Below are 22,476 nucleotides of genomic sequence, written 5' to 3' on the forward strand. Positions count from 1 at the left end.
GTACTCCCTACTCTCCGTTGACGAAATCATAGGGTGCCTGCGGTCCCACCAGGCGGAACTCGATTCGGGTATGCAGTTCGGCGGCCACGTTCTCCACGGCCTCCTCGAACTGCGCCTGACCGTTGCGCGGAACCAGCATCGCCATCTCGACGATGTCCTCGGCCTGCCCGATCTCCCGATGCACGATGTCCCGTGCCGATGACGAGAGCGCACCGACGATCTGCCGGGAGTCGGCGGGGCGCATCCGGTCGAAGGCACCCACGATCAACTCCCCGAGCTGAATCCTCTCGCTGCGTGTCTCGTCCTCGGTGGTACCGGCGATGGCCTCACGCAAACGCGCGACCTCGGGGATCTCTGAGACCATCTGAGCCAAGGCCTCCTCGCGGCGATACCGCGCCCGCAGGGTGAACTGAACAGCATCGTCCACTCGGGCGAGAGCGGCGGTGAACTCGTCGTGGCGCGGGGCCAACACCTCGTCGATGAGTTCGGCCTCGCCCGGAACGACCGTGCCGAATGCCATGGGAAGCACGGCGTGCTCCCGGGCGACGGCGTCGAGCACCGTGGAGTGGGCGAGCAGCCCATCGGGGGTGCCGAAGTCGTCGGACGGTTCCAGGGGCGTCACCAGTCCGGCGACCGATCCCTCGCCCACCGTGGTGACCTCACGTTGTTCAATGCCGACGAAGTCCTCTGGCAGGACGGTGCCGGCAGCGACGATCCCGTACAGGTACAGCTGTCCGGAATCATCCACGAAGGACCCGGTCATCACGACTTCTGGTCAGCGCTCTGCTCTCGCTGACCTTCGTTCTGTTCTGTGGACTGTTGTTGGTCTTTCTGATCGCCGTCGTCCTTGCCGAACGCGTTCTTGACACCCTGGAGGGCTCCACCCACTTTGCCCTTGGCTCCGCTTTCGGTCATGCCCTCCATCATCTCTGGCAGGTCCCGTCCGCCCTGCTGCGTCAGATCAAGGCGGTTGGTGGCTTCAGCGAAACGGAGATAGGTGTCGACGCTGGCGATCACGACGCGGAGGTCGACGGTCAGAATCTCGATGCCGACGAGGGAGACCCGCACATAGGCATCGATCACCAGCCCCTTGTCGAGAATCATTTCGACCACGTCGGCCAACGAACTGGACGAGGGACGATCGACGTAACCGCCTTGCGACCTGCGAGTTGCGGTGGTGGTACTCATCATTGATTCCTTTCCGGGAGGATACCCAGCGGAACGGCGAATGGACGCCGCTCTTCAACGCTGGCTGTTCTGTTCCTGCTCGTCTTGGTCCTGGCCTGAGGGTTCGGCTTGTTCCTGGGTGGTCTCGTCGTTCACGTCTGGCTCTGCGTCCGGTCCGTCCGAACCAACGTCATCCTGTGCATCTCCGTCTTCTGTCGGCTGTTCACCGCCTTCCTCTGGGGGTTCGTCCGAGGCGGCTTCCTCGGACGAGGTTTCCCCCTCTGCAGAGACATCTTCCTTGGGCGGCGCTTCATCCGCGTCCTGAGGCTGACCTCCGTCAGGATCAGTGTGCTGCCCGCCCTGTTCCTGCTCACCCTGTTCTTTGTCTTCGCCCTCTCGGGCACGCTCCGACTCGAGCGCTTCCTCGTGGGTGCGGACCACCTCGCGGTCCCGGATCTCTCCCCGCCAACCCTCCACGCTCGCTTCATCGAGGATGGTCTCGGTCATCACGTGCCGCACGTAGCGCTTGAGCTCGACGCGAATGCGGCGACCGACCGCACGCCAGATGTTCCCAGTCTTCTCCACGAAGCCCTGGGGGTAGTACTCGACCACCACGAGAATCCGGGTCAGCCGTGGGCCGAGTTCGTGGAACGTCACGGCGCCGTCGAGGTGCCCCTTCTCGCCGGTCGACTTCCAGACGATCTGCTCGTCCGGGACCTGCTGGGTGATCGTCGACTCCCACCTGCGGTGAGAGAGGAAGACCTGGCCTTTGAATCCGACCTTCTCATCGGACTTCTGCTCGACGTTTTCGACCTTCTTCATGAAGCCGGTCCAGTCCTCGAACTGTGTCCACTGGTTGTAGGCGACGCGGAGAGGAACGCCCACCTCGATCGTCTCGACGATGTTGGAGAACCTACGGCCTCCACTCCCACCACTTCCGCCGCCAAGGGACTGCTTGGCTTTCTCCTGGGCGCCGGCCATGGCGCCGCCCAGGCCGGCCTTGACCGGGGATTCTCCTTCGGCGAGCGCCTCTGCACCCTTCTTCGTGGCCTCCTGAAGCGCTCCACCACCGTCTCCAGAAGCACCGGCGCCAAGCTTGTCGATCATGCCACCGACCTTGTCGGAGAGGTCACCGATGGCCTTCTCCCCCAGCGCGGTCACGTAGTCGCCCAAGTGAGTGACGAGTTTGTCCAGGGGCAACTGATCAGCAATCGAAGACGTCCCTGCGTTGCCGGCCTGCGGATCCTCGCGTGTCTGCTCACTCATCTCGTCCGCCTCCGTCCTGCTTCTGACCGCCGTCGGCGTCCTCGCCGGAATCGGCGTTCTGGCCGGAATCGGCATGCTCGCCGGCATCGCCGGTCGCGTCGGGGGACTGCTCGCCGTCGGCCGGCTGGTCGGCCTCGGTCTCACCGGACGGCGCGTTCGACCGCCTGAGACGTTCGGTGCGTTCCTGCAGGTTATTGCTCAAAGCCTCGATTCCCTTGGTCGCCGGGGCGAGCGCCGCGCCCTTGGCGGCATCGGTGAGTCCGCTCGTCAACTTCTCCGTGGCCTGCTTGAACTCCGGCGAGTCCTGCAATTGCTTCAGGACTGGCCCCAGCGTTTTGTTGGAGCTGGACCTGAACTGCTGGAACACCATCCCACTTCCGACCGCGAGAACCAGCTTCATCCTCTTGGTCCGTCCGAGCAGGTACCCGGCTGCCAAGGCTGCAGCCCACTTCGCGTTGTTGCCCATCATCCGCCTCCAAATCTGTGGGGCTTCGATTTCGGTTCGAGTAGGTCCGCCCGAAACCGGACGCTCCAGACAACCCTTACCCTCCAGTCCCGTTCCGATCGATGTCAAGGTGCCTCCGCCGCCGAATCCGGGCGCAGGGTCGGCACCACGCCGACGCCAATGGCGCCTAGATCCAGCCCTGTTCCCAGGCCATCTGTGAGGCCTCCCGACGGGTCCCCACGCCGAGCTTTCCCATCGCCGAGGACAGGTAATTCCGTACCGTCCCGGGAGCCAGATGCAATCGATCGGCGATCTCCTGTACCGAAGCGGCATCACGCCCGGCCCGCAGCACATCGAGCTCACGGTCGGTCAGCGGACTGCGTTCCGCGCTCAGGGCAGTGGCGGCGATATCCGGGTCGACGTACCGTTTTCCGGCGGCCACGTCCCGGATCACCGCGGCGAGTTCCTCAGCGGGGGTGGACTTCGGCACGAACCCGGACACGCGCTCGTTCAGGGCCCGACGCAAGACTCCCGGCCGGGCGTGGCGGGTCACGATGATCGCCTTGGTGGGCACTTTCCGCAGGATCTGCCCTGCTGCCTCGACGCCGTCCATCCCCGGCATCTCCAGGTCGAGCAAGCACACGTCCGGTCGATGCTGCATCGCCGCCGCGATGGCCTGGACGCCGTCATCCACCCCGGCCACCACCTCGAAGTCGTCCTCGAGACCCAGCAGGGTCTCCAGCGCCCCCCGGATCAGGACTTCGTCGTCGGCGATGAGCAACCGGATCATAGGCTGTTCCCTCTCGTGGTGGTCTTCGTGGCTGTCTCACTCGTGGTCATCGGGTCGGTCGGCAACGTGGCCTCGAGGACGAAATCGCCGTCGTCGTACCGGCCGGTCACCGAGCCTCCCGAGGAGGCGAACCGGCGGTCCAGTCCGGCCAGTCCCGTTCCGGAGGTCGGTGCCGCGCCCGCGCCCGACGGCGGCGGGAGACTTCCGGACTCCGTGCCGGGCTCCGAGTCCGCCGGCTCCTCCACACCGTTGTTGCGCACCACGAGCCGTTGACACCCTGCCTGCTCCGTCAACGTGATCGACACCGTCGTGGCGGAGGCATGGCGCAGAATGTTCGTCGCCGCCTCCCGCACGGCCAGACCGAACAGCGTGCGCGCCGCCGGGTCCTCGATGAGCGCCACGCGGACGGTGGTCGCGGCACCGGAGGCCTCGAGGACGTCCTTGGCGTTGGCGATCTCCTCTTCAAACGAGACATCCCGCAGATCGCGGACGATCGACCGGGTCTCCTCGAGAGCGGTGCGGGCCAGAGTGCGGACTTCATGGATGTTCGCCTTGGCCCCGCTGAGTTCAGGGACCTCATGCGCGGCGGCTCCCTTGTCCAGGAGTCGTTCGGCCAGCTCAGCCTTGAGCGCGATGACCTGCAGATGGTGTCCCTGGATGTCGTGCAGATCGGAGGCGAACCTCAACCGCTCTCGAGCCACCGCCAGCTGGGCAGCGTCTCGGCGGGCGGCGTCGAGCTCCACGACGATGTTCCACCACCATGCGGAGAACAGGAAGATGAGGGGGCAGAGCGCGGCCAAGAACAGTACGGAGAACAGCAGCGACCCGGAATCGGGATCGACGAAATCGACGCCCGTGATCTGCTGGCCGACCCACCAGTGAGCGACGAAGAGCCCGGCCCCCAGCACCAAGATCAGCCGGCGCTCGGGAATCGGCAGCAAGGGAGCCAACACGTTCGTGGCGAGCCAGACCGCGAAACCGCCCGTCACGGCCGCACCGGGTACCCATAGCGTCAGGTTCCAAACCGCTACCGGCGGAACCGTGATCAGCAGGGTGGCCAGCGGAGACGGCCAGCCGCGGCCCAGGCCTCGTCGGAGGAGGTAACAGCCGTAGAGGGCGGTGAGGGCGCTGACCCCAAGCAGGATGTCAGCGGTAGCGAGCAGGCCAGCGCGCTGACCCCCTGTTTCCAGGACGGACAGATACTGCATCCCCATGAACACCAGCGGGGTCGCCAGGGCGTAGAACGCCATCGAGGAGAAGGTGTACCACCATGTGACCTTCACACCGCGGCCCGCACCGGCCGGTGCCGTTCGTCCGGCCGGCGCTGTGCGGCCGGCCGCTGCCGCCCGTCCGGAGGCCGTCGTCGGGAACTGCCCGGAGGAACGAGGAGCGGGCGTCTCATGCTGACTCACGGGTGCCAGCCTAGGCCGATGACAACTGTCACGGACGGCCGGTGCTCAGCACCCGTGAAGGGGTGACCCCGGGGCACTGCCGCGAAGCGTCCCGGGTGACGAGGCTGGAAGCCCAACCTCACGCATCGGGGCGGGGCCATCACCTCGGCACCGACCTCCGTCCTGAAAGGCACCCCATGGACATACTCGCCAACCTTCAGTCCTTCACCCAGTCCCTGCCGACCGCCCTGCAATTCGTCGGAGTCATGCTCGCCGCGTTCATCCCCTACATCGAAGGGGAGGGTGGCGCCGTCCTCGGAGCCATCGCCGGCATGGAACCGTGGCTCGCCATCCCGGTGGCCATCCTGGCCAACCTGGCGATCGTCGTGCTGATCGTCCTGTCCTTCGACCAGATCCGCACCATGATCATCAATCGCCGGATCGCCGCGGGCAAGACCCCGCAGCCGGCCTCGGAGCGGCAGCGGAAGGTTCGCCGTGCCCTGGACAAGTACGGGGGTCCCCGGCGCCTACCTGCTGGGACCCTTCCTGCTGCCAACCCACTTCACCGCAGCCGCGCTGACGTCCCTGGGTATCGCCAAGGGCCGCGTCATCGTCTGGCAGGCCCTGGCCATCACCCTGTACTCCACCGTGTTCGGACTCGCGGCCTATGGCCTGATCACTGTGGTGGCCTGAGTCCCCGACTGAGCCGCTGATACTACTTCCCGGTACACTGTCCGTCTTGACGCCGTCTGCATTTCGCAGTGCCGGCCCCCGTACCGGAAGACCCTCCATGAAATCGTCCAGAATCCGACTCGCGGCAGTGGCTGCCCTGAGTGTCGGTTCGCTAGCCCTGAGCGGCTGTGCCGTCATCGGTCCCCAGATCGGTGACACCGAGGCTGTCGACACCTCCGAGCTCACCGAGAGCCTGGACCTCGTCACCCCTGGCCAGCTGACCGTCTGTTCCGATATCCCGTATCCGCCCTTCGAGTTCATGCAGGGCAACGACCTGGTCGGCTACGACATGGACATCGTCCAGCGCATCGCTGACGATCTCGGCGTCCGGCTGTCTGTGGTGGACTCCTCCTTCGAGGCGATCGAGTCCGGTTCCTCCTTCACCGGCTGCGATCTCAACGCCTCGTCCATCTCCATCACGGAAGCCCGGAAGCAGGTCATGGCCTTCTCGCTGCCCTACCTCGACGATGACCTCGTCCTGGTGGCCGAGGAGGGTTCCGGCATCACGGACCTGGAGTCAGCCCAGGGCAAGCGCGTCGGCGTCCAGGCGGCGACCACCGGCGAGGCGTTCGCCGAGGAGAACGGGCTGGACCCGATCCAGTTCGAGGACGGCGGCATGCAGATGGAGGCCCTGCGCGCGGGGACGGTCGAGGCCGTGCTCGGGAACCAGTCCGTAGTGCTCCACCACGTCAAGGACGATCCCGACTATCCGGTGGTCGCCGATCTACCCACCGGCGAACAGTTGGGCTTCGCGGTGGCCCCCGATGACGCGGTGCTGTTGTCGGCCGTGAACTCGACCCTGCAGGACATGGAAGAAGACGGGACCCTCGATGAATCCCGTGCCCGCTGGTTCGGCGAGGCAGCCACCAAGACCACCGGGAGCGAACAGTGAGCGTCAACACCACCGAGCCCTCCCCCTCCTCCGAACCGGACACGGGACCCGCACCGGCGCGCAAGCTGACGGTCCGGCGCCGGCGGCAGATCTCGCTGGGCATCCAGGCGGGCATCTTCGTCCTGGCCATCGTCCTGCTGTTGCTCCTCATGGATTGGCCGACCCTCGGGCAGTCCGTGTTCAACTTCGCCGAGACCGGTCCGCTGTTCCCGGACATCTTCCTCATCGGCCTGGGCAACACCATCCTGTACACGGTGTCGTCCTTCGTGGTCGGCCTGCTCGGCGGACTGATCTTGGCCCTGATGCGGCTCTCTTCCTTCCCGCCCTACCGTTGGCTGGCCACCGCCTACATTGAGCTCTTCCGCGGGCTGCCGGCCCTGTTGGTCTTCATCACCTTCGGTTACGGCGTGCCCTTCGCCTTCGGCGTCCAGTGGCCGATTCCGGTGGTCGTGATGGTCTCACTGGGCATGGTGTCCTCGGCCTACATCGCCGAGACGCTCCGCGCCGGACTGCAGGCCGTGCCGAAGGGCCAGACCGAGGCGGCGCGCTCTCTCGGCATGCCGGCCTGGAGGGCGATGGTCACCATCGTCATCCCCCAGGCCTTCCGCCTCGTGCTGCCGCCCCTGACCAACGAGATCATTCTGCTGACCAAGGACTCCTCGCTGGTTTACGTGCTGGGCCTGGCCGCGCACGAGTACGAGCTGACCAAGTTCGGCCGTGACGGCATCACCGCCCTCGACGCCGGCCTGACTCCGGTACTGGTGGCCGGTGTCATGTATCTGATCATCACCGTTCCGCTGTCCCTGCTGGCGCGCAGGTTCGAGTCCCGCACCAACCGCACCCGCGTCTGAGAGGCCACGATGACCCACCCCAATCCCCACGCCGGCGGAGTCACCATCACCGGCCTGCACAAATCCTTCGGCCGCAACGAGGTCCTCAAGGGCATCAACCTGAGCGTCGCCCCCGGCGAAGTCGTCTGCCTCGTCGGACCTTCGGGGTCCGGCAAGTCAACTGTGCTGCGCTGCGTGAATCTGCTGGAGACGCCCAACGCCGGCACCGTGAGGGTCAGCGGCTTCGACGCCACCGACCCCGAGGTGGACCTCAACGCCATGCGCCGCAGCGTCGGCATGGTGTTTCAGCAGTTCAACCTCTTCCCGCACCTGTCCGTGCTGGAGAACTGCACTGTCGCCCAGACCAAGGTGCTCGGACGAGCGAAAGCCACCGCGGCCGACGTCGCCCGGGAGAATCTGCGCCGCGTGGGGCTGGAGGGCTTCGAGGACCGCTATCCGGACCAGCTCTCCGGTGGCCAGCAGCAGCGCGTGGCCATCGCCCGGGCGCTGTCCATGGACCCGCAGCTGATGCTGTTCGATGAGCCGACCTCCGCGCTGGATCCCGAGACCGTGGGCGAGGTCCTGTCCGTGATGCGCGGCTTGGCCGACGCCGGCATGACCATGCTCGTGGTCACGCACGAGATGGCCTTCGCCCGCGAGGTGGCGGACCGGGTGGTGTTCATGGACGGTGGAGTCGTGGTGGAAGAGGGGCCGGCTGAACAGGTCATCGGCTCCCCCACGCAGCCTCGAACTCAGGACTTCCTGCGCCGCGTGCTGAACCCCACACACGTGGAGCTCTAGAGAGTTCTGGACGGGGTGCCGTGACTGCGTGCCGTAACCGCATCCCGTGACTGCGCGCCGTGACTGAGTGTGGCGCAGCGGTCTTCGGTTGTCGTGCCGATCCTGACGGCTCGCTGTCATCTTGACTGCGAGTGGTCAGGATCAGCGCGAATCCTGCGGCGCTACCCCGAATGCTGCCGGCTCGTCGGCGCTAGCCCAGTCCGGTCTGCCGCGCCGGGCGGGCCTCGGGGGTGTAGTTGTCCTTCTGTCCCGGGTGGAAGTCGGCGAAGTCGACCTCGTCCATGTCGCCCCCTTCTAGAGCCACGCTCAGGCGGTCGAGGTAGTACTCCCAGGTGGGTCCGAGATCGCCGGCCTGTTCGGCATTCCCGGGCAGCGGCGCGCGAAGGATCAGGTCGGTGCCGGAGGCGTCCAGATCGCGGTCCAGGGACACCTGCACACGGCGATCAGTTCCTGCGGGGTGGTGGAGCGTGACGTGCAACTGGGATGGTCGCTCGCAGAGTTCGATGGTGCACTCGACGGGCTGATCGGGTGCTTCGGCCCTGATCAGTTGCACACTGCCGGAATCAGGGTCCCCGGTGTAGGTGCCGTACCAGCGAAGCAATTCGGGGTCGACCAGATGACTCCACACATCTTCCTGTGGGTGCGGGAGGGACCGCTGGATCTGGATGGTCGGGCCCTCTGGGCGGTCCACGAGGGAACCAGTGGGTTCGCGGGGTTCACCGTTGAATGCCATGCGCCCATTGTGCCGCACAGTCCCGCCCCACCGGGAATGCGAGGGGCAACTCCGACTCCGACCCGATTTCGGTCACAGGTGGGCAGGGCCGGTCACCGGTGGTCAGGTCCGGTCACGGCTGCGCAGGGCCGGTCAGGGCTGGACGGGCCCGCCTGATCCGGCCTCGTAGTCCTGCAACGGGGCCGCGCCGGAGTCGAATTCGCCCGCGATCGCCGCCATGATGCGCCAGCCCTCCTCGGCACCGTCACCGCGGACGGTGAAAGCGCGCTTGCCCTCCAGGATCCACCGCAGCACTGACCCGTAGGCGGTCAGTCCGGGCTCGGGCAGTTCGGCCGACAGCACCGCGCGGGTCATGCCGCGAGAATCGAACGGCCCGCCCGCGTTGAGCTCCAGCTGGATGCTCTCGTCCTCGAAGCCGACGCGGAGAACGTCTGTGGGCAGCGGCTCCGCCGAGGGAAACTGCTCGTAGTCGTGCGGCGGTCTCCGAAAGAAGACGGCGATCTCCTGCCGCGGCGAACCGATGGCCTTGCCGGAACGCAGCACCACCGGCACCCCGTTCCAGCGCCAGGAATCCACCTCGAGGACCACCTGCGCGAAGGTCTCCGTCTCGGCGTCGGGGTCCACCCCCTCCTCATCCACGTAGGAGGGCATCCGCCGCCCCTCGACCGTCCCCTCGGTGTACCGGCCGCGCACCACCGCGGGAACATCAACCGAGGGAACGTCACGCGAAGGGACACCCTCGGCGTCCTCGGCGTCCTTGGCGTCCTTCGAACCCGGCCACAGCCGGGCCGCCCGCAAGACGTGTGCGGTGTTGGCCGGGATCTCCACTCCGTCGAAACGGGTCGGCGGGTCCATCATCACCAGCCCCATGACCTGGAGCAGGTGCGACTGGATCATGTCCCTCGCGGCACCGGTGGAGTCGTAGAATCCGGCCCGGCCCTCGAGTCCCAACGTCTCATCGAACACGATCTCGATCTTCTCGATGTGCTCGCGGTTCCACAGCGGTTCCAGGATCCGGTTGGCGAAGCGCAGACCGATGAAGCCCAACACTCCGGGCAGGCCGAGGAAATGATCCACGCGGAAGACCCGCTCCTCCGGGATGAACCCCGCCAACAACGCATTGAGTTCGCGCGCCGAGTCGAGGTCCGTGCCGAACGGCTTCTCCAGCACGAGCACGGTGTCCTCCGGCAGTCGTCCCGAGGCATGAAGCCCCGAGAGAGCCTCACACGAGGCGACCGTCACTGACGGAGGCAGAGCGAAATACAGCCCGACCGGCCCCTCCACCTGATCCAGCAGCGACGACAGGTGGTCGGGGTCGGTGGCGTCCGCGGTGATCCAACGGACGGACTCGAGGGTCTCGCGCACGGCAGGCCGGTTCCGTTGCTCGGCCCCGAGTTCACTCGCGAAGGCCTCGCGCACCATCTCGGTGAAGTCCTCCGGCTCACGCAGCCCAGCCCCGACGACGGCGATGCCCCGTTCCGGTACCCCGGCGGTCAGGCACGTGGCCAGGCCAGGGAGCAACAGCCGTCGGGTGAGGTCGCCGCCGGCCCCGAAGATCACCAGAGTGCGCACGTTGGTGGGGGTTCTCGCCTCGCTCATGGTCTCACCGTATCGGCCGGACCCTGTGCCGGGAACCGGCCATTCGATATACAGGGGACATGACGGACCAGATGGCCACCCCGCCCGCACACTCGACCAACGACCCAGCCAACCGGCCCGGAGCCTCACCGGGAGAGGCCCCCGAAACTGCCCCTGACGGCAACCGGGATGGTACTGCTCACGGCGCTGGACCTTTCGCTGGCGCCACACCGCTCGAGGACTACGCGTTGCTCTCGGACCTGAGCACCGGACCGTTGGTCTCCCGCGGCGGCTCGATCGACTGGCTGTGCCTACCGCGCTTCGATTCCCCGGCCATGTTCACCGCACTGCTGGGCGGTCCCGACGACGGCCGGTGGAAACTCTGGGCCGTCGACGGCGAGGTGGTTGAGCGCCGCTATCTTCCTCGCACTTTCATCCTCGAAACCCTCTGGAGCACACCCACTGGAACTGTCAGAGTCACCGATTTCCTGCCCCCGGCGGACCGGCAGCACGACTTGTACCGCCGGGTGGAGTGTCTGACCGGCGAAGTGGTCGTGGAGCACGATCTGCGCATCCGTTTCGACTATGCCCGTTCCCTGCCCTGGTTCCGCCGGGTGGACGCGCCCGGCGGAGAAGGTTCGGCCCTGTTGTGCACGGCCGGCCCGGACGGGGTTCTCCTCTCCGGGCCTTTGCTCTACGCCACCACCCGTCCGACCGCCGACGACGACCGGAGCGGCGAGGCGGCCGGCGGCTCACAAGGAGGATCCGGCGTCGGGAACCCCGTCAGTGGCGACGCTGAACCGGGACGCGAAATCGAAGACGAGCATCCGGAAGACAGCCCCGATCACGGCGGCAGCCCCGCGCCCCGGCTGGCCGGGCGATTCCGCCTGCGCGCCGGCGAGCGACGGGACTGGACCCTGACGTGGTTCCCGTCCTGGGACACTCCTCCGGTGCCCCGGGAGCCGTCCATCGCTCAGACCATGACGCAGGAGTTCTGGACCGACTGGGCCTCCCGACTGAAGGTCGACTCCCCACAAGAGCACCTGGTGTCGCGCTCGCTGCTGGTGTTGAGAGCACTGACCAATTTTCGGACCGGCGGGATCGTGGCCGCCCCGACCACGTCTTTGCCCGAGGAGTTCGGCGGCTCGCGCAACTGGGATTACCGCTACACGTGGCTCCGCGATGCGGCACTGACCATCGAAGTCCTGGTTTCCCACGGCTTCACCGAGGGCGCCCTGCACTGGCGGTCGTGGCTGTTGCGCGCGGTGGCCGGGGACCCGGATCAGTTGCGGATCATGTACGGACTCGGCGGTGAGCGGCAGCTGGACGAGAAGGAACTGGACCACCTCTCCGGGTATGCCGAGTCCAGGCCGGTGCGGATCGGCAACGGTGCGGCCGAGCAGTATCAGGCTGATGTGGTCGGCGAGGTCATGCTGGCCCTGGCGACCCTCCGGGATGCGGGAGTGGCCGAGGACGAGTACTCCTGGGGCCTGCAGAAGTCACTGCTCTCCTTCTGCGTGCGCAACATCGACCAAAAGGACCACGGCATCTGGGAGATGCGCGGTGAACCGCACTACTTCACCCATGGGCGCGTGATGATGTGGGCGGCCTTCAACGAGGGGATCCGGGCCGTCACGGAGCACGGCCGGGACGGGGACGTGGAGCAGTGGATCCGGCACCGCGATCACTTGCGCGCGGAGATCCTGGAACACGGATTCAATCCCGCGCTGAACTCTTTCACACAGACCTATGGCGGGACAGAGGTGGATGCTTCCCTCCTCCAACTGCCGCACACCGGATTCCTGGACGCCACTGACCCGAAGATGCTCGGCACCGTGGCGCTCATCGAACGGGATCTGTTGGGCGAGGGTGGCCTGGTCCACCGCTATCGCACGGCCTCGGGGCGCGACGGGTTGGAAGGCCACGAGTACGCGTTCCTCATCTGCTCCTTCTGGCTCGTGGAACAATATGCGAACTCCGGGCGGCTGACCGAGGCCGAGGACACCATGACCAGGCTGTGTGCCTGCGCCAATGACCTGGGACTTCTGGCCGAGGAGTTCGACGCCACCTCCGGGCGGCTAGCCGGAAACTTTCCCCAGGCTTTCTCCCACCTGGCGCTCATTCGCGCCGCGGATGCCATTGAAACCGCCGGGGCAGCAGAAACCGCGGAAGCAACAGAAACGGCGGAGACAACAGAAAAGGCCCGCGGCCTCCCCGAGTGACATCTCCTGTCATGCGGGCCGCGGGCCTTCGCTGAGCTCGCCCGGTCTCGCTCACCTGGTGCGGAGAACCAGATGCGGACGGACCAGATGCGGACGGACCTGCTCAGACGCTCTTGCGAGCCTGCTGCATCTCCTTGCGAGCGGTGCGCAGGGCCTCAATCTGCTCGTCGCGGGCCTTGGCAATGGCCTCGGTCCGCTGGGCCTTGGCGGCCTCGATGGCGGCGACCTTGGACTCGGTGGCGGCCTCGAGCTTCTTGGCGCGCTTGGCGGCGGAGGCGTTCTTGCGACCGGTGCGGTTCACGGCGCCGTCGATCATCAGTGACGTGCCGATGCCGAAGAGGAAGACGTCCTTGGCCACGGCGGTGCCCTCTTCGGACGGGCGGATGCCATCGGACTCGGTCATGAAGTCGGTGTTCTTGTACATGGCCATCAGTCCACCGGAGAACGCCGTCACGGCAGCACCGGCCAGCCAGCCCGGCACGAACGGAAGCAAGCACGCGGCGCCGATGCCGATCTCAGTGGCGCTGAGGAACTGCTTGAACTGCTTCGGAGTCAGGTCCTTGAGGAATGGGACACCATTGGAGCCCAGGTCCCGCAACTGTTCGGCCTGCTCTTCCGAGAGCTTGGTCTTGTTGATGCCCGAGTTGAGAATGAAAGCGCCGGCGGTCAGCCGAAGGGGGAGCTGCGCGATGCTCATGGGAAATTCCTTCCAATGGTCCGTCTGGTTCCAGGGCCAGCCTATAACTACCGGGCTGGAAGCGGTGACTGAGGCGGGATACTGTCACCATGACCGAGAATACCTGGGCACGAATGGTGAGCAATGACCCCGACCATTCCCGTCGCTACGCCGAGCGATGGCGGAATCTGGCGGCTGAGGGAGTGGACCTCGACGGCGAGGCGCGGCTGATCGACGCCGTGGCCTCTCGAGGGGCCCGCATCCTCGACGCCGGCTGCGGCACCGGCCGCGTGGGCGGTTACCTGGCGCGGGCCGGGCACCGGGTGACGGGCGTGGATCTGGACGAATACCTGATCGAGGTCGCCCGCGAGGACCACCCGGAGGCCGACTGGCACGTGGCCGATCTGGAAACTCTGGATGCGGCGGCCTTGGCCGAGCTCGGCGAACAGGAGCCCTTCGACCTGGTCTTCTCCGCCGGCAACGTCTTCGGCTTCCTCTCCCCCGGTTCCCGTGACGACGTCCTGCGGCATCTCTTCTCGCTGCTGCGGGACGGCGGACGCGCCGTGATCGGCTTCGGCGCGGGACGCGGCTATGCGTTCGGGGACTTCGTGGACGACGCCGGCCGGGCCGGCTTCCAGCTCCAGAGCCGGTTCAGCACGTGGCAGCTCGATCCCTGGTCCGAGGAGTCCGACTTCCTGGTGGCGGTGCTGGCCCGCTGATCGGTTGGCCCGCTGACCCGCTGACCCGGCCGGAGCTCAGGCGAAGTTCGGCACGATCGTGCGCCGGATCGCCTGAGCGATCTTGGACAGGTCCGTGAGAGGGTCCTTGCCGAGGACCGCGGCCCAGTACTGCAGCATGTCCTCGACGTAGCGGTGCCCGTGACCGCCGGGGACCGAGACGGACTGCGGCATGTCCGAGGCGACCTGCCAGAACGTCACCCAGGGTTGCCACTGCAGGTAGCGCGAGACGTCCAGTCCCGCCTTCTCCTTGGCCCAGTCCGGTTCGCGCCACAACAGATCGGGGCTCCACCAGACCACCGGGTCGGAGGCGTGCTGGGCCACGACGATCCGCGGATACCTCCACTCGCCGAAGGGCACCCCGGTGATGTCCGTGAGCAGGTCCTCGGGCTTGGTGGCGAACCGGACGTGCCGGCCGTCGTCGACCACGGGGGCGACTTCGGGGGTACCGCGACGGCGGAAGGGAACCAACGACTGCCAGAAGTCGGAGAACCGCGGCAGCCCGGACCAGACAGCACCGTCCACCCGTTTGATCATGTCTTCAAGACCGTCGAAGGCTTGGGTGCCGCCGAGGGCGCCCAGTGATTCGCCACCCACCAGCAGCTGGGGCCGGCGCTCGGGCGGCCTCTTCTCGAGTTCGGCCTCGATGGCCGAGAGCAGCACGGAGGCGGCGAGGACGGGTGTGGTTCGGTCGGCGAAGAACGCCACACCGGACGGCAGATAGGTGTACTGCATCGCGGCGAGCGCGCAGTTGCCACCGGTGAGAAACTCCACGGACGAGGCCGACCATTCCTGCAGCCAGCCGGTGCCGGTCGTGGTCAGCATCAGCAGCACCTCGCGCTCGAACCCTCCCGTGCGGTGCAGTTCGGCGACGACGGCGGCGGCCGTGGCCTCCAGGTCCCGGCCTTCCCGCCACCCGGCATAGGCCCGGATCGGCGTCATGGCCGGCTGACCCGTGGCCTCTTCGATGTCCACGGCACGCGGCCCGTCGGAGACCACGGCCTGGCCCTTGGATCCCAGCGTGCCCCAGGCCTCATAGGAGGCTTCGGACCCGGAACGCTCCGGCTCCACCGGGGGGACCCGGCCGGGCAACAGCTTGGCGTTGGTCTCCTGAGCGGCCTTGGACAGTCGCTCCAGCAACCGGCGGTAAACGACCTTGTCCAAGACGAAAGCCGTACCCGTGGCGGTGGCGCTGATGCCCACGACGGCGGCCACCGGCTCCGGCAACAGCGGCTTGAGGCCTCTGGACACGCTGGTGGCGATGGCATTGACGCCCCTGCCCGCGGACACGAGCCCGGTGGTGAGCACCAGTCCCCCGAGGACGCCGACCAAGTGTTCACGCGTGCGGATGGGACGGGTCTCCATCAGCCCGGCGATCTCGGCCTGGGCTCGGAGGTTGTGCAGCCAGGACAGTCCGCTGATACCGAACATCACCCACGGCACCGCCCGGACGACGGGGGCGGCCTTCTCCTGGTCGACAGTGACCGAGACGCCCACCGCCCTGCCGAGCCCACGGGCCGCCGTGCGCCCCGCCGCACCCACGAAGTAACCCAGAGACTGAGAGATCCCCATCGCCACGGAGGTCATCCACCACGTGCGGGGAATGAAACTTGGAGACAGCGAGACCCAGCTCATGACATGGGCGCCTATCACCCCGGCCGCGTCGGGTCTCAACCGCATGACCCCATTATGGGTGCATGACGCGTTCTGTTCCGGTTTCTGTTGCCCGACAATGACCTGTATGACTCTTCTGACGTCCACCGCGTCGGGCGCAGATTCGGGTGCGGCGGGGGCCTCGTACGGCTGGCTCGGGGACATCGTGGTGTCGATCATGGAGGCCATCGGCCCGATCGGAGTGGCCGTCGCCGTCTTCGCGGAGAATCTCTTCCCGCCCATCCCCTCCGAGCTGATTCTGCCCTTGGCCGGCTTCACGGCGGCCAGCGGCGCCTTCAGCCCGTGGGAGGCGACCGCTTGGGCCACGCTGGGCTCCGTCGTCGGCGCCCTGCTGCTCTATGGCCTGGGGGCATGGCTCGGGCGCCGGCGGCTGTATCTCGTGGCGGACCGGCTGCCCCTGGTGGACCGGGAGGACGTGGAGAGATCCGAACGCTGGTTCCATCGGCACGGCTACACGACCGTGCTGGTGGGACGGATGGTGCCGGTCTTCCGCTCACTGATCTCGATTCCGGCCGGGATCGAGCGGATGCACCTCGGACTGTTCATCCTGTTCACGCTGATCGGTTCGGGACTGTGGAACTCGCTGTTCGTCTGGGGCGGCTATCTGCTCGGCGAACAGTGGCACCTGGTCGCGGACTACGCGGACGGCTTCTCCACGATCGTGCTGGTCGCCGTCGTCGTCCTGGTGCTGCTGTGGATCGTGCGGCGAATTCTCCGTAACCGACGCCGCAGCAGCGGCACGGGCACAGCGGACGACCGGGGCGCTGGCCCCGTGGATCAGCGGTAGCCGGCGCCCGCGCGAGAGGTGGGGATGTACTGGGGCAGAGACCGGGCGACGCCGGAGTCCACGATCCGCTTGCCCAGCGGTACCAGCGAGACCGGGATCATCCGCAGATTGGCCAGGCCCAACGGGATGCCGATGATCGAGAGGAACATCGGGATCGACGTCAGCACGTGACCGATCGCGATCCACAGCCCTGCGACGATGAACCAGATGAGGTTGCCGATGCCCGTGACCAAGCCCATGGTGGGCTGCGAGTTGACCACCGTGCGGCCGAAGGGCCACAGCGCGTAGCCGGCGATCCGGAACGAGGCGACACCGAACGGGATCGTGATGATCAGCACGCAGCACGCCACTCCCGCCAGGAAATAGCCCAGCGACAACCACAGACCGCCGAAAACGAGCCAGATGATGTTGAGCAGGAGGTTCAGGGGGCGATTCATGGCTCCATGGTCTCAGATTGCCACTACCCTGGCGATAGTCATTTCAGGGTCTATCCAGGCCCGGCCAGGGTCCAGAGGGGAACCACATGTCACCATCCACGCGCCGTCGGGTCCGATCCACCGCTGCTCTGGGACTCACCTCGGCGTTGCTGCTGACCGCCACCGGGTGCTTCGGCGACTCACGGCCCTCCCCGCAAGAGGCCGCGACGGCCCTGGCCTCCGCGGTGGCCTCAGGCGACTACTCCTCCGTTCCGCTCACCGCCGGGTCCGAGGAGGTCCCCGAGCACATCGAGGAAGCCCTGGCAGAGCTGGACGAGACCGAGGGTCTGCAGCGGGAGGTGTCCGTGGGCTCGGCGGAGGTGGACGGCGAGGACAGCAATCTCGCCACGGCCACGCTGACCGTAGACTGGAACGTGAACGAGGCACTCGGCGGTCAGGCCAGTCCCTCTGCCAGTCCCACCGCCAGCCCCACCACAAGCCCCACCTCCAGCTCGGACAGCTCGGACAGCTCGGACGGTTCGGATGGATCAGACAACTCAGGCAACTCAGGCAGCTCGGGGAACTCGGGCACCTCGGCGGGGAACTGGTCCTACCAGACCACGACGGATCTGCGCTGGGACGAGGAAGCTCAAGAGTGGTTGGTGGACCTCACGCCACAGAGCGCGGTACCCGAGTTGGCCGAGGGCGGCACCGTCCACCTCACCACGACCCCGGCTGAACGCGGCAGCATCCTGGACGGCGAGAACGAGCCGCTCATGATGGAGCGGAACGTGGCCATCCTGGGCCTGGACAAGGCTCGTGTGGAATCCTCGCAGATCGCCAGTGCGGCTCAGCAGGTCGCCGACGTGGCCGGAGTGAACATCGAGGACTTCGTCGCCCGGGCGGAGGCGGCCGGCGACGAGGCCTTCATCGAGGCCATCACCCTGCGCGTCGACGGTGCCACCTATATCCCTGAGAACGAGATGGCCGAGATTCCCGGCGGACGAATTATCGAGGACACGGCCGTCCTGGCGCCCACCCGCTCCTTCGCGCGAGACGTCCTCGGCACTTTCGGTGAGCCCAACGCCGAACAGATCGAGGCCTCCGACGGTGAACTGACCTCCGGTGTCGAGGTGGGGCTCTCCGGGCTGCAGGCCACTTGGGAGGACCGCCTGGCCGGCACGCCGGGGGTGGAGATTCGGGTCGACAATGAGGGTGACGACGCGGACCGGGTGCTCTTCACGAGCGAGCCGGTGCCCGGCCAGGAGCTGACGTCCACGCTGAACCGGGACATTCAGCGGGAGGCCGAGGCCGTCGTCGCCGCCTCCGATGTTCCTGCCGGCCTGGTGGCCATGCGCCCCTCGGACGGCCACGTGCTGGCCGCGGCGTCCAGTCCGGAGGGCTGGCCGGTGGCGGTCTCCGGATCCTTCGCTCCCGGCTCCACCTTCAAAGTGGTCACCAGCCTCGCCCTGCTGCGTTCCGGCATGACCGCGGACACCCCCGTGCAGTGCCCCGCCACGATCAACGTCAACGGCATGGTGGTGGGCAACTACGACGAGTACCCGGTCTCCTCCGTCGGCGAGATTCCCTTCTCCGAGGCGTTCGCCCAGTCCTGCAACACGGTGTTCGTGGGGTCCCACGAGGAGGTGACCTCGGCCGATGAGGCGGCAGCGGCCAACGCCCTGGGACTGGCCGAGGATCCTGAGACGGGACTGGACTCGGTGTTCCTGGGCTCCGTCCCGAAAGACTCCACGGGCACCGAGCACGCCGCCAATCTCTTCGGCCAGGGCGTGGTGGAGGCCTCCCCGCTCGGCATGGCGACGGTGGCGGCGTCGGTGGCGGCCGGCAAGACCGTCCGGCCCGTCTTCGTCTCGGATCCGGCGATCGAGACAGCACCGGCTCCGGAGAACGGCATCACCGAGGAGGAGGCCGAACAGCTGCGGGAGCTGATGTCCGGCGTCGTGTCCGAGGGCACGGCCACCATGCTGCAGGAGGTTCCCGGCGCCCCGGTGCTGGCCAAGACCGGCACGGCCCAGTTCGTGGCCGACGGTGAGGACCTCGCCCACACGTGGCTCATCGCCATTCATGGAGACCTGGCCGTGGCCCTGTTCTTCAACGAAGGCCTGGGCGGCGGTCATGACAATGGGCCCGTGGTGGCGGACTTCCTGACCGAGATCGAGGAGATCATGCCGTCCGAGGGCTGAGAAGCTGAGACGGTACCCTGGATCTCCTGATGACGAGCGAACAGAGCACCCCGAGCAACGCCGGAGATCGCCCGGACCCGCACCTCTACCGCAGTGAGCCGGTGTCCTTCGTGCGACGCGGCGACCGGTTGAACCCGCGCCGGCAGAAGACCTGGGACCGTTCGCATGCCCAGTACATCGTGGAGGTCCCCCGCGAACGCGCCAGCACCTCCGTGGCCGCCGGCGCCGAGGTCGACTGGTCCGCCGTCTTCGGCCGCACCGCCCCGCTCCTGGTGGACATCGGCTCAGGCCTGGGTGAATCCACCGCGCAGGCAGCCACCGACCACCCCGACTGGAACATCATCGCGGTGGAGGTCTACACCCCCGGTCTGGCGGCTCTGCTCGTGCGCATCGAGGACGAAGGCCTGGAGAACATCCGCGGCATCCAGGCCAACGCCCCGGAGGTCCTCGACCATCTCCTGCCCGAGGGCGGCGTCCAGGAGGTCTGGGTGTTCTTCCCCGACCCGTGGCACAAGACCCGGCATCACAAGCGTCGCCTCGTCTCGCCGTCGTTCGCCGAACGGGTGTCCCGCGTCCTGGCCCCCGGCGGCGTCCTGCGGTTGGCGACCGACTGGTCCAGCTATGCCGAGCAGATGCGCGCGGTGATGGAGGCCAACGACGCGTTCGAGAACCTCCACCCCGGCCGGCTCGCCGGAGCGGACAGTCCGCTCTTCGCCGTCCGTTCGCAGGGACTGGAGGGCAAGGAGCCCTGGCCGGAAGCGGAGGCAGCGGATCCCGACGGCGGCTGGGCCCCCCGGTTCGACGGGCGTCCGCTGACCAGTTTCGAGAACAAGGCGCTGCGGGCCGGCCGCTTGATCTTCGATCTCACCTACCGCAGGACCTGAGCCCGTTCCACTCTTCGAGCGCCTTTGCACCTGTACGGCCTACCGGCAATACTGGTACGTCGAATCATCCACCGGCCTCCGCCCAGCGTGCCAGCGAGCGCCCTGAGCGCCCGGCGGTATGGGCAGGTCATGACGAAGGGACCACGGTGCCCGACACCACGCCCTCCTCCGCCCGCCCAGACCCCGCCTCAGACTCATCCTCCGCGGCGACGACGGAGGGTCCGCAGACCGGTTCCCACCCAACTCACGGCGCCGTCGGGATTTATCCGCATGACATCCACCCCGGCCTGGTGCCGGGAATCGGCGTGGACGAGCAGCGCAACCGCTTCGGGCTGGACAAGCTCGTCTTCAGCATCACCGGTGTCTTGATCGTCGCCTTCGTGACGTGGGGCGTCATGTCGCCGGAGTCCGTGTCCGACGTCTCTGCCTCCGCCTTCGGCTGGTCCATGACCAACGCCGGCTGGCTGCTGAACATCACCGCCATCGTGGCCCTCGGGGCCATGCTGTTCATCGGCTTCAGCCGCTTCGGCAAGATCCGGCTGGGCCGTGACGACGAGGAGCCGGAGTTCTCTCGGTTCTCCTGGGTGGCCATGATGTTCGGTGTGGGAATCGGCGTCGGGATCTTTTTCTTCGGACCCTCCGAACCCCTCTCCCACTATCTCTCCCCGCCGCCGGACACCGTGGCCGCCGGCACGGACGCCGCTCTGCACCAGGCCGTGGCCCAGTCCCACTTCCACTGGGGCCTGCATGCCTGGGCCATGTATGCCCTGGTCGGTGGCGCCATCGCCTACGCCTCCTACCGCCGCGGCCGTGTCCCGCTGATCAGTTCCGTGTTCCGCACCCTCTTCGGGGCACGGCAGACCGACGGCCTGGCAGGCAAGGTCGTGGACATCTTCGCGATCATCGCCACCCTCTTTGGCACCGCTGCCACCCTCGGGCTGGCTGCCATCCAGATCGGCCAGGGCGTGGAGATCATCTCGGGAGCCGGTCCTCTGAGGAACAACGGGCTCATCATCATTCTGGCGGTGCTCACCGCCGCCTTCGTCATCAGCGCCGTCTCCGGCGTGGCCCGCGGCATCCGGTACCTGTCCAACATCAACATCCTGATGACGTTGGGCCTGGTCCTGTTCGTGTTCATCGCCGGTCCCACCCTGTTCCTGCTGAACCTCTTGCCCTCGGGCGTCATGGAGTACGCGGACGAGATGTTCTCCATGATGGGCAAGTCCCTGTCCTGGGGTGCGGACTCGGTGGAGTTCCAGTCCTATTGGACCGGGTTCTACTGGGCCTGGTGGATCGCCTGGACGCCCTTCGTCGGCGTCTTCATCGCCCGCATCTCCCGCGGCCGGACTCTGCGGGAGTTCGTCCTGGTGGTCATGGGGGCGCCGACCTCGATCTTGGTCTTCGCCTTCACCGTTTTCGGCGGCGCAGCCATCTGGATGAACCGCGACGGTGTGGAGGGCACCGATGGATCGGCGTCGGCGGAGTCGCTGCTGTTCACCTTGTTCGACCAGTTGCCGCTCGCCCAGATCACCCCGTTCATCGTGATCGCGGTACTCTCGATCTTCTTCATCACGTCCGCAGACTCCGCGTCCGTGGTGATGGGCACCATGTCCTCACGCGGCAATCCCGAGCCGAACAAGCTCGTGGTGGTCTTCTGGGGCCTGTGCATGATGGGCATCGCGGTGGTGATGCTGCTGGTCGGCGGCGAAACTGTCCTCACGGGGCTGCAGAACCTCACCATTCTCATCGCCTTGCCGTTCTCGCTCGTGCTCCTGCTCATGGTGGTGGCGTTCTTGCGGGACCTGTCCACCGACCCGATGGCGATCCGCCGCGACTTCGCCCGGACGGCGCTGTCCAATGCGGTCCGCCGGGGCATCGAGGAGCACGGTGACGACTTCGAGTTGTCCGTCCGGGAGGCTCCCGAGGGTCGCGGCGCCGGCGCTGACTTCGATTCGACCGCCGACGAGGTGACCGAGTGGTACCAGCGCACCGACGAGCAGGGCGAACCGGTCGAGTACGACTACGGGACTGGCACCTATGCGGACGGCTGGACGCCGGAGGGCGCCCACGACAGCTCCAACGCCCCAGACCCCGCTGATTCCTCTCGCCCTTCCGATCCTCACCCCTCCGACCCCCGCCCCTGACATCTGGCGGTCAAAAGTGCCCCAATTCCCGGCCAATTCCCTCTGTGTCAACCTCGGTGTGAGCCACCGCTGGGGTGGCACAGAGGGAGGTAGTCATGGTGGGTTTC

General features: G+C 67.0%; 21 protein-coding genes. 10 read left to right on the forward strand and 11 right to left on the reverse strand.

Annotated features, from left to right (window positions below; translation table 11 throughout):
• Positions 1-7: 7 nt before the first annotated feature.
• The 6 genes from ACFQQD_RS02960 to ACFQQD_RS02985 all read right to left on the reverse strand — a co-directional run bounded on the left by ACFQQD_RS02960 (position 8) and on the right by ACFQQD_RS02985 (position 5,080).
• On the reverse strand, positions 8-763 hold the full coding sequence (locus ACFQQD_RS02960; RefSeq protein WP_378086018.1) for a GvpL/GvpF family gas vesicle protein: 756 nt from the start codon (positions 761-763) through the stop codon (positions 8-10).
• A complete protein-coding gene (gene gvpJ / locus ACFQQD_RS02965) occupies positions 763-1,188 on the reverse strand; it encodes a gas vesicle protein GvpJ (protein ID WP_378086113.1) in 426 nt (141 codons plus the stop codon). The genes ACFQQD_RS02960 and gvpJ overlap by 1 nt, the downstream gene beginning before the upstream one ends.
• Before the next feature lie 54 nt (positions 1,189-1,242).
• On the reverse strand, positions 1,243-2,433 hold the full coding sequence (locus tag ACFQQD_RS02970; protein ID WP_378086020.1) for an SRPBCC family protein: 1,191 nt from the start codon (positions 2,431-2,433) through the stop codon (positions 1,243-1,245).
• Entirely contained in the window at positions 2,426-2,902 is a 477-nt protein-coding gene (locus ACFQQD_RS02975) for a hypothetical protein (RefSeq protein ID WP_378086022.1), read from the reverse strand. The genes ACFQQD_RS02970 and ACFQQD_RS02975 overlap by 8 nt, the downstream gene beginning before the upstream one ends.
• Before the next feature lie 163 nt (positions 2,903-3,065).
• Positions 3,066-3,668: a DNA-binding response regulator gene (locus tag ACFQQD_RS02980; RefSeq protein ID WP_378086024.1), complete on the reverse strand. Its 603-nt coding sequence runs from the start codon at positions 3,666-3,668 to the stop codon at positions 3,066-3,068.
• The gene (locus tag ACFQQD_RS02985) at positions 3,665-5,080 is read right to left on the reverse strand and encodes a sensor histidine kinase (RefSeq protein WP_378086026.1); all 1,416 of its coding nucleotides are present in this window, start codon (positions 5,078-5,080) and stop codon (positions 3,665-3,667) included. Before ACFQQD_RS02985 ends, ACFQQD_RS02980 begins: the two co-directional genes overlap by 4 nt.
• 176 nt (positions 5,081-5,256) lie before the next feature.
• Here ACFQQD_RS02985 and ACFQQD_RS02990 point away from each other — a divergent pair, with 176 nt between their 5' ends.
• The 4 genes from ACFQQD_RS02990 (at position 5,257) to ACFQQD_RS03005 (ending at position 8,314) form a co-directional block, all read left to right on the forward strand.
• The gene (locus ACFQQD_RS02990) at positions 5,257-5,772 is read left to right on the forward strand and encodes a hypothetical protein (protein WP_378086028.1); all 516 of its coding nucleotides are present in this window, start codon (positions 5,257-5,259) and stop codon (positions 5,770-5,772) included.
• 77 nt (positions 5,773-5,849) lie between these two features.
• Positions 5,850-6,683, forward strand: a complete 834-nt coding sequence (locus tag ACFQQD_RS02995; RefSeq protein WP_378086030.1) for an ABC transporter substrate-binding protein — start codon at positions 5,850-5,852, stop codon at positions 6,681-6,683.
• A 65-nt stretch (positions 6,684-6,748) separates the two neighbouring features.
• Complete coding sequence (locus ACFQQD_RS03000; protein WP_378086115.1) at positions 6,749-7,534, forward strand: amino acid ABC transporter permease; 786 nt, start codon at positions 6,749-6,751, stop codon at positions 7,532-7,534.
• 9 nt (positions 7,535-7,543) lie between these two features.
• Entirely contained in the window at positions 7,544-8,314 is a 771-nt protein-coding gene (locus tag ACFQQD_RS03005) for an amino acid ABC transporter ATP-binding protein (protein WP_378086032.1), read from the forward strand.
• 190 nt (positions 8,315-8,504) lie between these two features.
• Here the strand turns inward: ACFQQD_RS03005 and ACFQQD_RS03010 are convergent, their stop codons facing one another.
• Positions 8,505-9,047 (reverse strand): hypothetical protein, encoded by a 543-nt coding sequence (locus tag ACFQQD_RS03010; RefSeq protein ID WP_378086034.1) that lies wholly within the window; start codon positions 9,045-9,047, stop codon positions 8,505-8,507.
• A gap of 132 nt (positions 9,048-9,179) precedes the next feature.
• Entirely contained in the window at positions 9,180-10,646 is a 1,467-nt protein-coding gene (locus ACFQQD_RS03015; RefSeq protein WP_378086036.1) for a glucose-6-phosphate dehydrogenase, read from the reverse strand.
• 59 nt (positions 10,647-10,705) lie between these two features.
• On the opposite strand from ACFQQD_RS03015, the gene ACFQQD_RS03020 reads away from it, so the two are divergent.
• Complete coding sequence (locus ACFQQD_RS03020) at positions 10,706-12,847, forward strand: glycoside hydrolase family 15 protein (protein ID WP_378086038.1); 2,142 nt, start codon at positions 10,706-10,708, stop codon at positions 12,845-12,847.
• Positions 12,848-12,950: 103 nt separating this feature from the next.
• Here ACFQQD_RS03020 and ACFQQD_RS03025 read toward each other — a convergent pair whose 3' ends face one another.
• A complete protein-coding gene (locus ACFQQD_RS03025) occupies positions 12,951-13,544 on the reverse strand; it encodes a hypothetical protein (protein ID WP_378086040.1) in 594 nt (197 codons plus the stop codon).
• 89 nt (positions 13,545-13,633) lie between these two features.
• Between ACFQQD_RS03025 and ACFQQD_RS03030 the strand changes: the two genes are divergently transcribed.
• Positions 13,634-14,242: a class I SAM-dependent methyltransferase gene (locus ACFQQD_RS03030; protein WP_378086042.1), complete on the forward strand. Its 609-nt coding sequence runs from the start codon at positions 13,634-13,636 to the stop codon at positions 14,240-14,242.
• Between the two features lie 36 nt (positions 14,243-14,278).
• On the opposite strand, the gene ACFQQD_RS03035 is transcribed toward ACFQQD_RS03030, so the two are convergent.
• Positions 14,279-15,940 (reverse strand): alpha/beta-hydrolase family protein, encoded by a 1,662-nt coding sequence (locus ACFQQD_RS03035; RefSeq protein ID WP_378086044.1) that lies wholly within the window; start codon positions 15,938-15,940, stop codon positions 14,279-14,281.
• Between the two features lie 61 nt (positions 15,941-16,001).
• Between ACFQQD_RS03035 and ACFQQD_RS03040 the strand changes: the two genes are divergently transcribed.
• A complete protein-coding gene (locus ACFQQD_RS03040; protein WP_378086046.1) occupies positions 16,002-16,721 on the forward strand; it encodes a DedA family protein in 720 nt (239 codons plus the stop codon).
• On the opposite strand, the gene ACFQQD_RS03045 is transcribed toward ACFQQD_RS03040, so the two are convergent.
• Positions 16,712-17,158, reverse strand: coding sequence for a YccF domain-containing protein (locus ACFQQD_RS03045; protein ID WP_378086048.1), 447 nt, complete (start codon positions 17,156-17,158; stop codon positions 16,712-16,714). The genes ACFQQD_RS03040 and ACFQQD_RS03045 overlap by 10 nt on opposite strands.
• Before the next feature lie 86 nt (positions 17,159-17,244).
• Here ACFQQD_RS03045 and ACFQQD_RS03050 point away from each other — a divergent pair, with 86 nt between their 5' ends.
• The 3 genes from ACFQQD_RS03050 to ACFQQD_RS03060 all read left to right on the forward strand — a co-directional run bounded on the left by ACFQQD_RS03050 (position 17,245) and on the right by ACFQQD_RS03060 (position 22,369).
• Positions 17,245-19,341: a penicillin-binding transpeptidase domain-containing protein gene (locus tag ACFQQD_RS03050; protein ID WP_378086050.1), complete on the forward strand. Its 2,097-nt coding sequence runs from the start codon at positions 17,245-17,247 to the stop codon at positions 19,339-19,341.
• A gap of 29 nt (positions 19,342-19,370) precedes the next feature.
• Positions 19,371-20,225: a tRNA (guanosine(46)-N7)-methyltransferase TrmB gene (gene trmB, locus ACFQQD_RS03055; RefSeq protein ID WP_378086052.1), complete on the forward strand. Its 855-nt coding sequence runs from the start codon at positions 19,371-19,373 to the stop codon at positions 20,223-20,225.
• Positions 20,226-20,371: 146 nt separating this feature from the next.
• Positions 20,372-22,369: a BCCT family transporter gene (locus ACFQQD_RS03060; RefSeq protein ID WP_378086054.1), complete on the forward strand. Its 1,998-nt coding sequence runs from the start codon at positions 20,372-20,374 to the stop codon at positions 22,367-22,369.
• Positions 22,370-22,476: the final 107 nt, after the last annotated feature.

This window comes from Citricoccus sp. GCM10030269, from assembly GCF_042665635.1.
Taxonomy (GTDB): domain Bacteria; phylum Actinomycetota; class Actinomycetes; order Actinomycetales; family Micrococcaceae; genus Citricoccus.

Bases quoted from the DNA above. Each gene is read 5' to 3' on its own strand.
- ACFQQD_RS02960 (WP_378086018.1), bottom strand. From the start codon at position 763: ATGACCGGGTCCTTCGTGGATGATTCCGGACAGCTGTACCTGTACGGG.
- gvpJ (WP_378086113.1), bottom strand. From the start codon at position 1,188: ATGAGTACCACCACCGCAACTCGCAGGTCGCAAGGCGGTTACGTCGAT.
- ACFQQD_RS02970 (WP_378086020.1), bottom strand. From the start codon at position 2,433: ATGAGTGAGCAGACACGCGAGGATCCGCAGGCCGGCAACGCAGGGACG.
- ACFQQD_RS02975 (WP_378086022.1), bottom strand. From the start codon at position 2,902: ATGATGGGCAACAACGCGAAGTGGGCTGCAGCCTTGGCAGCCGGGTAC.
- ACFQQD_RS02980 (WP_378086024.1), bottom strand. From the start codon at position 3,668: ATGATCCGGTTGCTCATCGCCGACGACGAAGTCCTGATCCGGGGGGCG.
- ACFQQD_RS02990 (WP_378086028.1), top strand. From the start codon at position 5,257: ATGGACATACTCGCCAACCTTCAGTCCTTCACCCAGTCCCTGCCGACC.
- ACFQQD_RS02995 (WP_378086030.1), top strand. From the start codon at position 5,850: ATGAAATCGTCCAGAATCCGACTCGCGGCAGTGGCTGCCCTGAGTGTC.
- ACFQQD_RS03005 (WP_378086032.1), top strand. From the start codon at position 7,544: ATGACCCACCCCAATCCCCACGCCGGCGGAGTCACCATCACCGGCCTG.
- ACFQQD_RS03010 (WP_378086034.1), bottom strand. From the start codon at position 9,047: ATGGCATTCAACGGTGAACCCCGCGAACCCACTGGTTCCCTCGTGGAC.
- ACFQQD_RS03015 (WP_378086036.1), bottom strand. From the start codon at position 10,646: ATGAGCGAGGCGAGAACCCCCACCAACGTGCGCACTCTGGTGATCTTC.
- ACFQQD_RS03020 (WP_378086038.1), top strand. From the start codon at position 10,706: ATGACGGACCAGATGGCCACCCCGCCCGCACACTCGACCAACGACCCA.
- ACFQQD_RS03025 (WP_378086040.1), bottom strand. From the start codon at position 13,544: ATGAGCATCGCGCAGCTCCCCCTTCGGCTGACCGCCGGCGCTTTCATT.
- ACFQQD_RS03030 (WP_378086042.1), top strand. From the start codon at position 13,634: ATGACCGAGAATACCTGGGCACGAATGGTGAGCAATGACCCCGACCAT.
- ACFQQD_RS03035 (WP_378086044.1), bottom strand. From the start codon at position 15,940: ATGCGGTTGAGACCCGACGCGGCCGGGGTGATAGGCGCCCATGTCATG.
- ACFQQD_RS03040 (WP_378086046.1), top strand. From the start codon at position 16,002: ATGACTCTTCTGACGTCCACCGCGTCGGGCGCAGATTCGGGTGCGGCG.
- ACFQQD_RS03045 (WP_378086048.1), bottom strand. From the start codon at position 17,158: ATGAATCGCCCCCTGAACCTCCTGCTCAACATCATCTGGCTCGTTTTC.
- ACFQQD_RS03050 (WP_378086050.1), top strand. From the start codon at position 17,245: ATGTCACCATCCACGCGCCGTCGGGTCCGATCCACCGCTGCTCTGGGA.
- trmB (WP_378086052.1), top strand. From the start codon at position 19,371: ATGACGAGCGAACAGAGCACCCCGAGCAACGCCGGAGATCGCCCGGAC.